Below are 13942 nucleotides of genomic sequence, written 5' to 3' on the forward strand. Positions count from 1 at the left end.
CTGCGTTCACAGGCTCATACGATCATTCCCACTCAATGGTCGCTGGCGGCTTGCTCGACACGTCGTAGGTGACGCGGGAGATGCCTTCGATTTCATTGATGATACGGCCGGAAACGGTTTCCAGCAGCTCGTAAGGCAGATGAGCCCAACGCGCGGTCATGAAGTCGATGGTTTCCACGGCACGCAGGGCCACAACCCAGGCGTAACGACGGCCATCACCCACCACGCCTACGGATTTCACCGGCTGGAACACCACGAACGCCTGGCTGACCTTGTGGTACCAGTCGGCCTTGCGCAGTTCTTCGATGAAGATGTGGTCGGCGCGACGCAGCAGGTCGGCGTATTCCTTCTTCACTTCACCGAGGATGCGCACGCCCAGGCCCGGGCCCGGGAACGGGTGACGGTAGACCATGTCGTACGGCAGGCCCAGTTCCAGGCCCAGACGACGGACCTCGTCCTTGAACAGCTCGCGCAGGGGTTCAACCAGCTTGAGGTTCATTTCTTCCGGCAGGCCACCCACGTTGTGGTGCGACTTGATCACGTGGGCCTTGCCGCTTTTCGCGCCAGCCGACTCGATCACGTCCGGGTAGATGGTGCCCTGGGCCAGGTACTTGATGTTGTCCAGCTTGCAGGATTCGGCATCGAACACGTCGATGAAGGTACGGCCGATGATCTTGCGCTTCTTCTCCGGGTCGGCTTCGCCGGCCAGGTTACCGAGGAACTGCTCTTCGGCGTTGGCGCGGATCACCTTGACACCCATGTTCTCGGCGAACATGGCCATCACTTGCTCGCCTTCGTGCAGGCGCAGCAGGCCGTTGTCGACGAACACGCAGGTCAGTTGGTCACCGATGGCTTTGTGCAGCAGCGCGGCAACCACGGACGAGTCCACACCGCCGGACAGGCCGAGCAGGACGTTGTCGGTGCCGACCTGGGCGCGAACCTGGGCGATGGCGTCTTCAGCGATTTTCGACGGGGTCCACAGGGCTTCACACTCGCAGATGTCGAGGATGAAGCGCGACAGGATGCGACCGCCCTGCTTGGTGTGGGTCACTTCCGGGTGGAACTGCACGCCGTAGTAACGACGCTCGTCGCTAAACATGCCGGCGATCGGGCAGCTCGGAGTGCTGGCCAGGATGTGGAAGTCTTCCGGCATGCGGGTGACCTTGTCACCGTGGCTCATCCACACGTCGAGGCCGAACAGGCCGTCAGCGTCGATGTGGTCTTCGATGCCGTCCAGCAGGCGGCTCTTGCCGACTACATCAACACGGGCATAACCGAACTCACGCAGCTCGGAACCTTCAACCTTGCCGCCCAGTTGCTCGGCCATGGTCTGCATGCCGTAGCAGATACCGAAGACCGGCACGCCCAGGTCGAAAACGGCTTGCGGGCAGCGAGGGCTGTTGGCTTCGTGAACCGACTCTGGGCCGCCGGCGAGGATGACGCCTTTAGGAGCGAATTCGCGGATCGCATCTTCGTCCATATCGAACGGGTGCAGCTCGCAGTACACGCCGATTTCACGCACGCGGCGGGCGATCAGCTGGGTGTACTGGGAACCGAAGTCGAGGATCAGGATGCGGTGAGCGTGAATGTCGAGGGCCATGATTCAGTCTCGTCTAAAAAATTCGGAAACAGTCGTGATTCAGAAACAACTCGGGGCTGAATAAAACAGCCCCGGTTGCTTAGCTTGTTGCTTGAAGGCTCAACCTACGCGGTAGTTTGGCGCTTCCTTGGTGATCTGCACGTCGTGAACGTGGGATTCGGCCATGCCGGCGCCGGTGATCCGCACGAACTCAGGCTTGGTGCGCATCTCATCGATGTCGGCACTGCCGGTGTAACCCATCGAGGAGCGCAGGCCGCCCATCAACTGGTGGATGATCGCGCTCAGAGTGCCCTTGTACGGAACACGCCCTTCGATGCCTTCCGGAACCAACTTCTCGGCGCCTGCCGAGGAGTCCTGGAAGTAACGGTCGGAGGAACCTTGAGCCTGGGACATGGCACCCAGCGAACCCATGCCGCGATAAGCCTTGTACGAACGGCCCTGGAACAGTTCGATCTCGCCCGGCGCTTCTTCGGTACCGGCGAACATCGAGCCCATCATCACGCAGGAAGCACCGGCCACGATGGCCTTGGACAGGTCACCGGAGAAACGGATGCCTCCGTCGGCGATCAACGGTACGCCAGTGCCTTCGAGGGCAGCGGCAACGTTGGCGATGGCGCTGATTTGCGGCACGCCGACACCGGCGACGATACGGGTGGTGCAGATCGAGCCAGGGCCGATACCGACCTTGACTGCGTCGGCGCCAGCTTCGGCCAGGGCCTTGGCGGCGGCGCCGGTGGCGATGTTGCCGCCGATGACCTGCACTTCAGGGAAGTTCTGCTTGACCCAGCGAACGCGGTCGATCACGCCCTTGGAGTGACCGTGAGCGGTGTCGACCACCACCACGTCAACGCCGGCGGCGACCAGTGCGGCAACGCGATCACCGGTGTCTTTACCGGTACCGACTGCAGCACCCACGCGCAGACGACCTTGATCGTCCTTGCTGGCCAGCGGGTAAGCCTTGGCTTTTTCGATGTCATTGACGGTCATCATGCCCTTGAGGGCGAATTTGTCGTCGACGATCAGCACGCGTTCGATGCGGTGCTTGTGCAGCAGTTCACGCACATCGTTCTTGTCGGCGCCTTCCTTGACCGTGACCAGACGCTCTTTAGGCGTCATCACTTCACGGACAGTGGCTTCCAGACGGTTCTCGAAACGCACGTCACGGGAGGTGACAATGCCGACCAGGTCGCCATTGTGCAGCACCGGAACGCCGGAGATGTTGTGCATGCGGGTCAATTCGAACAACTCGCGCACGGTGGCGTCGGCGACGATGGTGATCGGGTCTTTGACCACACCAGCTTCGTAACGCTTGACCTTGCGGACTTCGGCAGCTTGCTGCTCGATGGTCATGTTCTTGTGGATGATACCGATACCACCTTCCTGAGCCATGGCGATTGCCAGACGGGCTTCAGTGACGGTGTCCATGGCAGCGGAAACCAGTGGAATATTCAGCTCGATGCCACGGGTAAGGCGGGTCTTGAGACTGACTTCGTTAGGAAGCACCTCGGAATAACCGGGCACTAGGAGAATGTCGTCGAATGTCAGAGCTTCTTGGCTGATACGCAGCATCGCGGGGGCTCCCGAGCGGGAAAATGGAAGCGCGCCATTATAGTCAGACACCCCTTCGGGTTCAATGTAAAACTCTGTCTATTATTGGCATTACTGACATACGGGGATTATGGCGTTACGGATTGCTGCTTTTTTGTGGGAGCGAGCTTGCTCGCGATGGTCGTGAGCGATGACGCGTGCTTTCTGGAAACCAACGTCGCCTTCAAGTTCATCGCGAGCAAGCTCGCTCCTACAACTCGACTTTCACCCAACTGACCGGCTGATCCAGCCAATCGGCGAATTCATCGATAAAGCTCTGTTTGAACCCGGCTTCGGCCCAGTTATTGAAGATGAAACCGAGGTTGGAGAAGCCGCACTCCTGCAGGAACAGGAAGCCGTTGATGTCGTCTTCATGCCCGCATTCGGGGCAGGTGAAGTTGTCGGTACGCCCCGGCATCCAGTCTTCCAGGCTTTCGAACAGGGCTTCACCCACTTCCTTGCGGCACTCGGCGCAGCCCGCTTCGCCAAGAAAACCCTTGGCCGGCGTATAGATGCAGCGCTTGGTGATGATCTCCAGGCCATTGATCGACTCGCCGAACGGCAGCGCGTCCGGGTGCAGGACCACCTCACGGGCACCTTCGGCGATCGCATGGCCCATGCGATTGCCGGTGCGGCCGCACGTGGTCAGCTCTTCCTGGATGATGTTCTTGCGCACCAGCCAGCGCACAACGGCCCGGGCCCGGGGTTCGTGTACCGGCAGGGTGGAGATTTTCGGGACGATGATGCTTTGGGAATTCATGGGGTACAGGCCTGGAGCGCTGATAAAAGATCGGACGCGAATTACCTGTGGGAGCGAGCTTGCTCGCGATGGTCGTTAACGATAACGCGTACTTTCTGATTGAACGCGTCGCCCTCTAGTCCATCGCGAGCAAGCTCGCTCCTACAAGGATCAGTAGGCGAGCCTTTAGAAGGTATAGGCCCGCCGCAGCTGTTTTTACAGCTCGACAACAACCGCCTGCGAAGCACGGGTCGCCTTGGCGCGGGCGGCTTCGATCGATTCGTCGCGCGCCAGGGCCACGCCCATGCGGCGCTGGCCGTTGACTTCAGGCTTACCGAACAGGCGCAGCGCGGTATCCGGCTCGCTCAACGCAGCGCCCAGGTTGGCGAAAGCGGTCTGGGTCGACTGCCCTTCCACCAGGATCACCGCCGAGGCCGAAGGCCCGAACTGACGGATCAACGGGATCGGCAGACCGAGAATGGCCCGCGCGTGCAAGGCGAACTGCGACAGGTCCTGGGAAATCAGCGTGACCAGGCCGGTGTCATGCGGGCGCGGCGAGACTTCGCTGAACCACACCTGATCACCCTTGATGAACAGCTCGACGCCGAACAGACCACGGCCACCCAAGGCTTCGGTCACGGCTTTGGCGACACGCTCGGACTCAGCCAGAGCAACCGGGCTCATGGCTTGCGGCTGCCAGGATTCCTGGTAGTCGCCCTTCTCCTGACGGTGACCGACCGGCGCGCAGAAGGTGGTGCCGCCGACGTGGCGCACGGTCAGCAGGGTGATTTCGTAGTCGAAATCGATGAAGCCCTCGATGATCACCCGACCTTTACCGGCACGGCCACCTTCCTGGGCGTAGTCCCAGGCCTTCTGCACGTCATCGACGCTACGCAGCAGACTCTGGCCCTTGCCCGAAGAACTCATGACCGGCTTGACCACGCACGGGAACCCGAGGTCTTCAACAGCTTTGCTGTAATCCTCGAAGGTGTCGGCGAAGTGGTACGGCGAGGTTGGCAGGTCCAGCTCTTCAGCGGCCAGGCGACGGATGCCTTCACGGTTCATGGTCAGCTGCGCAGCACGGGCGGTCGGGATAACGGTGAAGCCTTCGGCCTCCAGTTCCACCAGGGTCGCGGTGGCGATGGCTTCGATTTCCGGCACGATGAAGTGCGGCTTTTCGGCTTCGATCACGGAACGCAGGGCAGCACCATCGAGCATGTTGATCACGTGGCTGCGGTGCGCCACCTGCATGGCCGGCGCATTCGCGTAGCGGTCCACGGCAATCACTTCAACGCCCAGGCGTTGCAGCTCGATCACCACTTCCTTGCCCAACTCGCCACAGCCACACATCAATACGCGGGTCGCGGTCGGCGACAATGGAGTTCCGATACGGGTCATCTGAAGGTCCTCAAGGAGCGGATCATCGAGGGAAGCACGCTTCCCATGGGGAGAAAGCGCGGCATTTTACATGAACTTCAGCTGACGACAGCCTGTTTGCGCAGGCGCCAGGCCATGATCAGCCATACGGCGGTGACCCCGGCGAATTTCGAGCCCAGGGCGGTGAGGATCACGCCCGGCGTCAGAGCGTCGATCATGCCGAAAAAGATAAAGGTATCGAGGGGAATGCTCAGGGCCGAACTTATCCACAGGCGATCATGCAGCGGGCGCCGGGTGATGCTGAACACCAGCCAGTCGATGCACTCGGAAACGGCGAACGCCGTGGCGCTGGCCAGGGCGATGGACGGATCGGAGGTGACATAGGACAACACCAGCGCCACCAGCATCGCTGCGAGGGCGCCATGCCCGAATCGGGCTTGCACCATATCGCGCAACACAAACACCAGCCCACCCCAGGCCGACCAGATGATGTCCAGGTGCGGGGCGGTGGAAAAGGCGTAATTGATCAGCACGACGCTGCTGATGTAGGCGATCAGGAAGAGCATGGGCGTGGAAGTACCTGTAATTTTGCCGCACAGGATACTGTAGGAGCGAGCCCGCTCGCGATGGTCGTTAACGATAACGCGGGACGTCTGGTTCCCGGCGGTGCTCTTGAGTCCATCGCGAGCAAGCTCGCTCCCACAGTCGAACGCATTCCCATGTGGGAGCGAGCTTGCTCGCGATGGTCGTTAACGATAACGCGGGAGGTCTGGTTCCCCGCGGTGTTCTTGAGTCCATCGCGAGCAAGCTCGCTCCTACAGTCAAACGCATTCCCATGTGGGAGCGAGCTTGCTCGCGATGGTCGTTAACGATAACGCGGGACGTCTGGCTCCCCGTGGTGTTCTTGAGTCCATCGCGAGCAAGCTCGCTCCTACAGTCGAACGCATTCCCATGTGGGAGCGAGCTTGCTCGCGATGGTCGTTAACGATAACGCGGGACGTCTGGCTCCCCGCGGTGCTCTTGAGTCCATCGCGAGCAAGCTCGCTCCTACAGTCAAACGCATTCCCATGTGGGAGCGAGCCCGCTCGCGATGGTCGTTAACGATAACGCGGGACGTCTGGCTCCCCGTGGTGTTCTTGAGTCCATCGCGAGCAAGCTCGCTCCTACAGTCGAACGCATTCCCATGTGGGAGCGAGCTTGCTCGCGATGGTCGTTAACGATAACGCGGGACGTCTGGCTCCCCGCGGTGTTCTTGAGTCCATCGCGAGCAGGCTGAACTGGCCTAATAATTCCGGACACCTCTTAAGGGCGATATGATTTCGCCAACTTGGAGGTTCCATGAACGAAAGAAAGGTCTATACACGCGAGTTCAAGCTGCATGCTGCCAGCATGGTGCTTGATGATAACTGCCCGGTTCCAGACGTTTGTGCATCGCTGGATATCGGGCCCACCGCTTTACGGCGTTGGGTCGATCAGGTTCGCAAGGAGCGCGAGGGGCAGCCAGTCAAAGGCACCAAGGCGATTACCGAAGATCAGCGCCAGATCCAGGAACTAAAGGCCAAGATCAAGCGCATGGAAATGGAAGCCGAGATCTTAAAAAAGGCTACCGCTCTCTTGATGTCGGATCCCGATCGTTTTCGATGATTGCGGAACTAAGAGAGTCGTTCCCGACAGCTGTCGTGTGTCGTGTTTTCGATGTGAAGCGCAGCAGCTTTTACGAGTGGCTTCAGCGGCGAGCCAAACCGCGGATCAGGCGCGAAGAGCTCAAGCTCAAAGTGGTTGAACTGCACAGCGAAAGCCGCGAAGCCATGGGCTCCAGAATGATCAGCAAGAACCTGAAGTCCCAAAACATCGCGATCGGAAGAGGCCTTGTCCGAGCGCTGATGAGGGAGGCCAACATTGTCAGTAAACAACGCCAGCCGCACCCATTCAGATCCAAGGGAGTGGAAGCGTTTGTCGCGCCCAATCGGCTCAAGCGCAACTTCAAACCGGCTGCAGTCGATCAGGTCTGGTGTGGCGACGTGACCAGCTTGATGGTGGGCGAGCGCTGGGTTCATCTGGCCATCGTCATCGATTTGTTTGCTCGCCGGGTCATCGGTTGGGCATTTTCGCTGGTCAATGACGCCAACTTGGTCAGCAAGGCGCTACGCATGGCGACAGAGGTTCGAACGTGCCCTGCGGGACTGATGTTTCACTCGGATCAGGGCTGTCAGTACACCAGCCGCAAGTTTCAGGAAGAACTGAAGCGTCGTGACATATTGCAAAGCATGAGCCATCGCGGGCAGTGCTGGGACAACGCTCCAACAGAGCGATTTTTCGGCACGCTGAAATCAGAATGGGTGCCTCGTAGTGGCTACAGCAAGATCGAGGAAGCCAAAACCGATATGGTGCGCTTCTTCATGTACTACAACCGCACCAGGCTCCACAGCTACAACAACTATCTGTCGCCAATAGCCATGGAGCAAAAAGCGGCATAAACACCGTAACCGGTGTCCGGGATTACTTGACCAGTTCAGGCTCGCTCCTACAGTCAAACGCATTCCCATGTGGGAGCGAGCTTGCTCGCGATAAAGTGCGAAGCACTTTCTGGGGGCAATTCAGTTATCGGATTTGGAAGGTAACATCCAGATCAACCCACTGGCCTTGGCCCGCTCATGACACAACCCCAACACCGTGCGGCGCTCGTCGTTGGTCATGCGGCTCCAGCGGGTAATCTCCTCCACCGTGCGTTGGCAACCGGTGCAGATGTCATCGTCGTCCAGCGCACAAATATTCACGCAGGGCGATGTAACCGGGCGTTCGCTGGCAGTCATTCTTCCTGCTCGGCCAGGTCGCGGGCATAGCGCTGCGAGTTGTGCACGTAGTGAGCAGCGCTGGCTTCCAGCATCCTGATTTGCGGCTCGGTCAATTCACGCACCACTTTGCCGGGCGACCCCATGACCAGCGATCCGTCCGGAATCTCCTTGCCTTCGCCGATCAGCGAGTTGGCGCCGATGATGCAGTTCTTGCCGATCTTCGCACCGTTGAGAATCACCGCGTTGATGCCGATCAGGCTGTAGTCGCCGACGGTGCAGCCGTGGAGCATGGCGTTGTGGCCGATGGTCACGCCGGTACCGATGGTCAGTGGGTAGCCCATGTCGGTGTGCATCACGGTGCCGTCCTGGACGTTGCTGTTCTTGCCGATCAGGATCAATTCATTGTCGCCGCGCAATACGGCGTTGAACCAGACGTTGGCGCCCTCTTCCAGCTTGACCTTGCCCACCAGCACGGCATTGGGTGCGACCCAGCTCTGTGGATGGGTTTCGACGCGGGCGTCGCCCAGGCGGTATTTCATTGTTGTATTCCTCAAGGCTCAGGCAGGCTTTTTTCAGCAAAACCAGTATTCAGGCCATTCGAACGATGGCTTCAGATACTGATAAAGCTTTTGGGAGGCTGATGCAGGCTGATTTTGGCGTCATACAGCAGGTTGATCAACTCGACGATCATGATCGCCGTCAGCCCCCAGATCTTGTATTCGCCATAGCGATAGCTCGGCACGTACCAGCTGCGGCCCTGATAGTCGATGCGGTGGGTATGTTCGCGAGGGTCTTTACGGAAGAACTCCAGAGGCACGCTGAACACCGCGGCGATCTCGGCGTCGTTGGCCCGGTATTCGACAAAATCCGGGATCACCCCGACATAGGGCGTGACCTTGATGCCATGCAGGCTGATCAGCGGGCTGAGCGGTCCGATCACCTCGACCAGCCCCGGCGGCAAGCCGATCTCTTCTTCGGCTTCACGCAGGGCGGTGAAAATCAGGTCGGGGTCTTCGGGATCACGGCGCCCGCCGGGGAAGGCAACTTCGCCGCCATGGGTCGACAGGCCGCTGGCACGCAGGGTCAACACCAGCTCGGGCTCGTCACTGCGGGTGATGGGCACCAGCACCGCGGCCTCGGGAAAACGACGATCGGTCTCCAGTGTGCGTGGAGTGTGGTTACTAACCCGATGCAGTAGCTCGTCCAGCATGAGTGTTCTCGATTTGTGCCTTACCCGGCATCATGCACCAATCGCTGCGGTCGCCCAACCCCCGCAACCGCCCCATGTCGCGAAACGACAACTTGCCGACCGGCACTGCCGCACGCCAAGATAGGCGCAGCATTCAGGAACCCCAGCATGAAATTTTGCAGCCAGTGCGGTAACCCGGTGACCCAGCGCATTCCCGAAGGCGATTCGCGCCTGCGCTTTGTCTGCGACAGTTGTCACGCCATTCACTACCAGAACCCCAACATCGTCGCCGGCTGCGTGGCGACCTGGGGCACCCAGGTATTGCTGTGCCGGCGGGCCATCGAGCCGCGACGCGGTTACTGGACCCTGCCCGCCGGTTTCATGGAGAACGGCGAGACCATCGAACAGGCTGCCATTCGCGAGACGGCCGAGGAAGCCTGCGCCCGGGTGCGCAACCTGAACATCTATACCCTGATCGACGTGCCGCACATCAGCCAGGTGCATGTGTTCTTCCGTGCCGAACTGGTGGACCTGGACTTTTGCGCCGGCCCCGAGAGCCTGGAAGTGCAACTATTCGACGAAGCGGACATTCCATGGGATGAGCTGGCTTTCCGCACGGTGGGCCGTACCTTAGAATGCTTCTTCGCTGACCGGCGGACCGAAATCTATCCCGTTCGGTCTGAATCGATCCCACCGCTTGCTCAGCCTGCCATTATCTGATGTCATCTCGGCATCACCGGGAGGCGCCGAAAGATTGTCCGAATGCGGCCCGAGCCAGCGGCAGCTCCTGCAAAAACTTCTATACATAAATAGTCGCGACACCTCCTGGGGAATCGTTTCAATGCGCTGGTTGCTTGCCCTGTTCTGTTTGTCGTTTGTCACGGTGTCCCAGGCTTCTGCCGTGGAAACCCTGGACGGCAAGGTCATCGAGAAAATCCTGATTCTCAAGTCTTCCCATCAATTGCAATTGATCAATGACGGCAAGCCGCTCAAAACCTATCGCATTTCCCTGGGCAAGCGTCCCAAGGGGCCGAAGCTGATGGAAGGCGACAAGCGCACCCCGGAAGGCTTCTACTGGGTCGACTGGCGCAAGATCAGCGACCGTTTCAACCTGGCGATGCACATTTCCTACCCGAACATCAGCGACTCCGCCCGCGCCCGTCGTGAAGGCGTCGAGCCCGGCGGCATGATCATGATCCACGGCACCCCGGACAGCGAGGACACCCCGGAAGACCTGTTCCACACCCTGGACTGGACCGACGGCTGCATCGCCATGCGCAACATGGACATGCGCGAAGTCTGGAACCTGGTGCCGGATGGCACGATGATCGAGATTCGCCCGTAAATCCCACGACCTTTGGTCGCCCCCGCAAAAAAAATCAAAAAAATTCCAGCCTTCGGCAGCTCCTGCAGGGTGAATACCATTTCCCCCTGTAGAAGCTGCCGAAGGCTGCGATCTTTGCTTTAAATCCTCCCGCCGCTAATACCACTTCAATCCAGCCTCTTTCCACTGCGCCCCATAAGGCCTGTTTACCGCACCTGCAGCCTGAGAGGTGCATTGACATGGTATTCAAGTGGTATTAGTTTTTTGTCCTACAGCGAACAAGTAACTTTCCTACAGACGCGTCGGACAATAATTAAATGAACGACCTTTCAGCCCTGCGCCCCGACGACACCCAACCCACGCCGTTGTACCTGCAACTGGCACGCAATCTGGAAGCGGCGATCCATGCCGGCCAGTGGAAAGCCGAACAGGCCATGCCGTCGGAGCGCAATCTGAGCGAGGCGCTGGGCATCTCCCGCGTCACTGCACGCAAGGCTCTGGAAGTGTTGTTCGAACAAGGCCTGATCCGCCGCAACCAGGGCTCCGGCACCTTCATCACGCCGCGCCTCGAACAACCGTTGTCGCGCCTTTCCGGTTTCAGTGAAATGCTCCGCCTCAAGGGTTTCGTGCCCGGATCGCAATGGCTGGAGCGGGAAATCACCCTGCCGACCCACGAAGAACTGATCCGCCTCGGCCTGTCGCCCAACGACAAAGTCGCGCGCCTCAAACGCCTGCGCAAGGCCGACGACACGGTGATGGCCATCGAGATGAGCACCCTGCCCGCCTCGATCATTCCCAAGCCGCAGGCGGTGGGCGATTCCCTCTACGAATACCTCGACGGCATCGGCAAACCGGTTGTCCGCGCCCTGCAGCACATCCAGGCGATCAACGCCTCGGACGAATTCGCAGCCCTGGTGGGCATCGCCCCCGGCACCGCCATGTTGCTGATGACCCGGGTCGGCTACCTGGAAGACAACACGCCCATCGAAGTCACCGACACCTATTGCCGTAACGACTACTACGACTTTGTCGCAGAGCTTCGCCGCTAGAACGCTGCACCGCGAAACCGCCCACCCAGAGAACCGATCATGTCCGAAGACAATATCCTCACCGCCCACGGCTGGGTTCGCGGCCGACTGGTCCATGAGCACGGCAAAGTCGTGTCGATCGAAGGCCAGCCCTGCGATCCGGCGGACAACGATCTGCCGTACCTGCTGCCGGGCTTCATCGACCTGCACGTTCACGGCGGCGGCGGCAAAGACATCATGGAAGGTGCGCCGGCCTTCGAAACCATTACCCGAACCCACGTGCGATTCGGCACTACGTCGTTGCTGGCCACCACCATGACGGCACCGAGCGAAGAGATATCCAGCGTGCTCCAGGCCGTCGGCGAATTCTGTGAGCTGCGGCCCCAAGGCTGCGCCCGGGTGCTTGGCGTACACCTCGAAGGCCCCTACATCAACCCGGGCAAACTCGGCGCGCAACCCAACTTCGCCCACACCGCGCTGATGGCCGAAGTCGAAGCGTACCTGGCGCTCGCACCGATCCGGGTGATCACCATTGCCCCGGAAATCGCCGGTCACGATACCTTGATCCGCGACCTCAGCAGCCGCGGCATTCGCATGCAGATCGGCCACACCCTGGGCAGTTATGAGGAAGGCGTGGCCGCGCTGGAGGCCGGCGCCAGCAGTTTCACCCACCTCTACAACGCCATGAGCCCACTGCATCACCGCGAACCCGGGATCGTCGGCGCTGCCCTGGCTCACGCCAAATACGCCGAACTGATCCCGGATTTGCTGCACGTGCACCCCGGCGCCATCCGCGTGGCCCTGCGTTCGATTCCTTGCCTGTATTGCGTCACCGACTCGACCGCCGCCGCCGGCATGCCCGATGGCGAGTACAAACTCGGCAGCCACACCGTGACCAAATGCCTCGGTGGCGTGCGCCTGCCCGACGGCACGCTGGCCGGCAGCACCCTGACCATGGATCAGGCTCTGCGCAACCTGGTGAAAATCGGCCTGCCCATCGCCGAAGCCTCGCAGCGCCTGTCGCAATTCCCCGCCGACTACCTCGGCATCACCGAACGCGGGCGCCTGCAACCGGGGGCCTGGGCCGACTGCGTGCGGCTGGATCGCTCACTGAAACTGACCGCCGTCATGGTCGAAGGAGAAGACATTGACTTCAAAAATGCTTGAAGAGGCGCTGTCCTCGTTCGAGGCCGTGCAAGCCCAATTACAGCAACTCGACCCGCAGATGATCGAGATCGCCGGGCGCCTGCGTCGTCAGCCGCCGCAAGTGGCCATGACCGTGGCGCGTGGCAGCTCCGACCATGCCGCCAGTTACTTCGCCTACCTGACCATGCAACTGCTGGGCATCCCGGTGGCGTCGCTGCCGATGTCGGTGGTGACCATGCAACAGGCACCGTTGAAGGTCAGCGGCCAGGTGGCATTCGCCTTTTCGCAATCGGGGCAAAGCCCGGACCTGGTCAACAGCCTGCGCCTGTTGCGCAAGCGCGGCGCCTTGAGCATTTCGCTGGTCAATGCCGAAGACTCGCCCCTGGAAGCCGCCTGCGAATTCAGCCTGCCGCTGTGTGCCGGCACCGAAAGCAGCGTCGCGGCGACCAAGAGCTTTATCGCTACCCTCAGCGCCAGCGCCCGGCTGATTGGCCACTGGAAAGAAGACACCGAACTGCTCGACGCCTGCCGCGCCTTGCCCGAAGGCCTGCGTGACGCCGCGCAACAGGACTGGAGCCAGGCCATCGACGCCTTGCGCGATTGTCAGCGGCTGATGGTGATCGGCCGTGGCGCCGGTTTCGCCATCGCCCAGGAAGCGGCGCTCAAGTTCAAGGAGACCTCGGCGATCCAGGCCGAAGCCTTCAGCAGCGCCGAAGTCCGTCACGGTCCGATGGCCTTGATTGGCGACAACTACCCGCTGCTGGTGTTTGCCCCACGGGGCGCCGAACAGGCCGGTTTGCTGAGCCTGGCCGCCGACATGCGCCAACGCGGCGCCCTTGTCCTGCTGGCCGCGCCGGATGACGTGCTTGAACGCGACCTGACGCTGACCCGCGCCGAACACCCGGCCCTCGACCCGATTCTCGCGATCCAGAGTTTCTACGTGATGGCCGCCGGCCTGGCCGTGGCCCGAGGCATGGACCCGGACCAGCCACGGCACCTGAGCAAAGTGACGCGTACACACTAACCACCCTTGTAGGAGCGAGCTTGCTCGCGATGGTCGTCAACGAAAACGCGCGTTTGCTGGATAAACGCGGCGTTCTTTAGTCCATCGCGAGCGAGCTCGCTCCTACAGAGGGGGGCGCGTTGATCCGAACCGA

15 protein-coding genes are annotated in these 13942 nt (G+C 60.6%); 7 read left to right on the forward strand and 8 right to left on the reverse strand.

Annotated features, from left to right (window positions below):
• Nucleotides 1–22 precede the first annotated feature (22 nt).
• The 5 genes from guaA to J4D25_RS09780 all read right to left on the reverse strand — a co-directional run bounded on the left by guaA (nucleotide 23) and on the right by J4D25_RS09780 (nucleotide 5869).
• Nucleotides 23–1600 carry a glutamine-hydrolyzing GMP synthase gene (gene guaA, locus J4D25_RS09760; RefSeq protein WP_008053207.1) on the reverse strand — a complete coding sequence of 526 codons (1578 nt, stop codon included), beginning with the start codon at nucleotides 1598–1600 and terminating at the stop codon, nucleotides 23–25.
• Between the two features lie 99 nt (nucleotides 1601–1699).
• Nucleotides 1700–3169 (reverse strand): IMP dehydrogenase, encoded by a 1470-nt coding sequence (guaB, locus tag J4D25_RS09765; RefSeq protein WP_057716264.1) that lies wholly within the window; start codon nucleotides 3167–3169, stop codon nucleotides 1700–1702.
• Between the two features lie 229 nt (nucleotides 3170–3398).
• Complete coding sequence (locus tag J4D25_RS09770; RefSeq protein ID WP_057716265.1) at nucleotides 3399–3947, reverse strand: hypothetical protein; 549 nt, start codon at nucleotides 3945–3947, stop codon at nucleotides 3399–3401.
• 195 nt (nucleotides 3948–4142) lie between these two features.
• The gene (gene purT, locus J4D25_RS09775; protein WP_057716266.1) at nucleotides 4143–5324 is read right to left on the reverse strand and encodes a formate-dependent phosphoribosylglycinamide formyltransferase; all 1182 of its coding nucleotides are present in this window, start codon (nucleotides 5322–5324) and stop codon (nucleotides 4143–4145) included.
• A gap of 77 nt (nucleotides 5325–5401) precedes the next feature.
• Nucleotides 5402–5869, reverse strand: a complete 468-nt coding sequence (locus J4D25_RS09780) for a VUT family protein (RefSeq protein ID WP_057716267.1) — start codon at nucleotides 5867–5869, stop codon at nucleotides 5402–5404.
• Nucleotides 5870–6641: 772 nt separating this feature from the next.
• Between J4D25_RS09780 and J4D25_RS26970 the strand changes: the two genes are divergently transcribed.
• Together J4D25_RS26970 and J4D25_RS09785 are read left to right on the forward strand one after the other, a co-directional pair.
• A complete protein-coding gene (locus tag J4D25_RS26970) occupies nucleotides 6642–6947 on the forward strand; it encodes an IS3 family transposase (RefSeq protein WP_008047186.1) in 306 nt (101 codons plus the stop codon).
• Nucleotides 6944–7780 (forward strand): IS3 family transposase, encoded by an 837-nt coding sequence (locus J4D25_RS09785; protein WP_057713039.1) that lies wholly within the window; start codon nucleotides 6944–6946, stop codon nucleotides 7778–7780. Before J4D25_RS26970 ends, J4D25_RS09785 begins: the two co-directional genes overlap by 4 nt.
• A 120-nt stretch (nucleotides 7781–7900) precedes the next feature.
• Here J4D25_RS09785 and J4D25_RS09790 read toward each other — a convergent pair whose 3' ends face one another.
• The 3 genes from J4D25_RS09790 to J4D25_RS09800 all read right to left on the reverse strand — a co-directional run bounded on the left by J4D25_RS09790 (nucleotide 7901) and on the right by J4D25_RS09800 (nucleotide 9308).
• Entirely contained in the window at nucleotides 7901–8116 is a 216-nt protein-coding gene (locus tag J4D25_RS09790; RefSeq protein ID WP_057716269.1) for a DUF1289 domain-containing protein, read from the reverse strand.
• Nucleotides 8113–8637 (reverse strand): gamma carbonic anhydrase family protein, encoded by a 525-nt coding sequence (locus tag J4D25_RS09795; protein ID WP_057716270.1) that lies wholly within the window; start codon nucleotides 8635–8637, stop codon nucleotides 8113–8115. Before J4D25_RS09795 ends, J4D25_RS09790 begins: the two co-directional genes overlap by 4 nt.
• A gap of 71 nt (nucleotides 8638–8708) precedes the next feature.
• A complete protein-coding gene (locus J4D25_RS09800) occupies nucleotides 8709–9308 on the reverse strand; it encodes a CoA pyrophosphatase (RefSeq protein ID WP_057716271.1) in 600 nt (199 codons plus the stop codon).
• 147 nt (nucleotides 9309–9455) lie between these two features.
• On the opposite strand from J4D25_RS09800, the gene J4D25_RS09805 reads away from it, so the two are divergent.
• The 5 genes from J4D25_RS09805 (at nucleotide 9456) to J4D25_RS09825 (ending at nucleotide 13809) form a co-directional block, all read left to right on the forward strand.
• Nucleotides 9456–10007 carry an NUDIX hydrolase gene (locus J4D25_RS09805; RefSeq protein WP_057716272.1) on the forward strand — a complete coding sequence of 184 codons (552 nt, stop codon included), beginning with the start codon at nucleotides 9456–9458 and terminating at the stop codon, nucleotides 10005–10007.
• Between the two features lie 121 nt (nucleotides 10008–10128).
• Nucleotides 10129–10632: a murein L,D-transpeptidase family protein gene (locus tag J4D25_RS09810; RefSeq protein WP_007982819.1), complete on the forward strand. Its 504-nt coding sequence runs from the start codon at nucleotides 10129–10131 to the stop codon at nucleotides 10630–10632.
• Nucleotides 10633–10928: 296 nt separating this feature from the next.
• Complete coding sequence (locus J4D25_RS09815; RefSeq protein WP_057716273.1) at nucleotides 10929–11660, forward strand: GntR family transcriptional regulator; 732 nt, start codon at nucleotides 10929–10931, stop codon at nucleotides 11658–11660.
• Between the two features lie 39 nt (nucleotides 11661–11699).
• Nucleotides 11700–12806: an N-acetylglucosamine-6-phosphate deacetylase gene (nagA, locus tag J4D25_RS09820; RefSeq protein WP_057716274.1), complete on the forward strand. Its 1107-nt coding sequence runs from the start codon at nucleotides 11700–11702 to the stop codon at nucleotides 12804–12806.
• Complete coding sequence (locus J4D25_RS09825) at nucleotides 12787–13809, forward strand: SIS domain-containing protein (RefSeq protein WP_109790605.1); 1023 nt, start codon at nucleotides 12787–12789, stop codon at nucleotides 13807–13809. The genes nagA and J4D25_RS09825 overlap by 20 nt, the downstream gene beginning before the upstream one ends.
• Nucleotides 13810–13942: the final 133 nt, after the last annotated feature.

The organism is Pseudomonas sp. GW456-L13 (assembly GCF_017350115.1).
Taxonomy (GTDB): Bacteria; Pseudomonadota; Gammaproteobacteria; order Pseudomonadales; family Pseudomonadaceae; genus Aquipseudomonas; species Aquipseudomonas jessenii.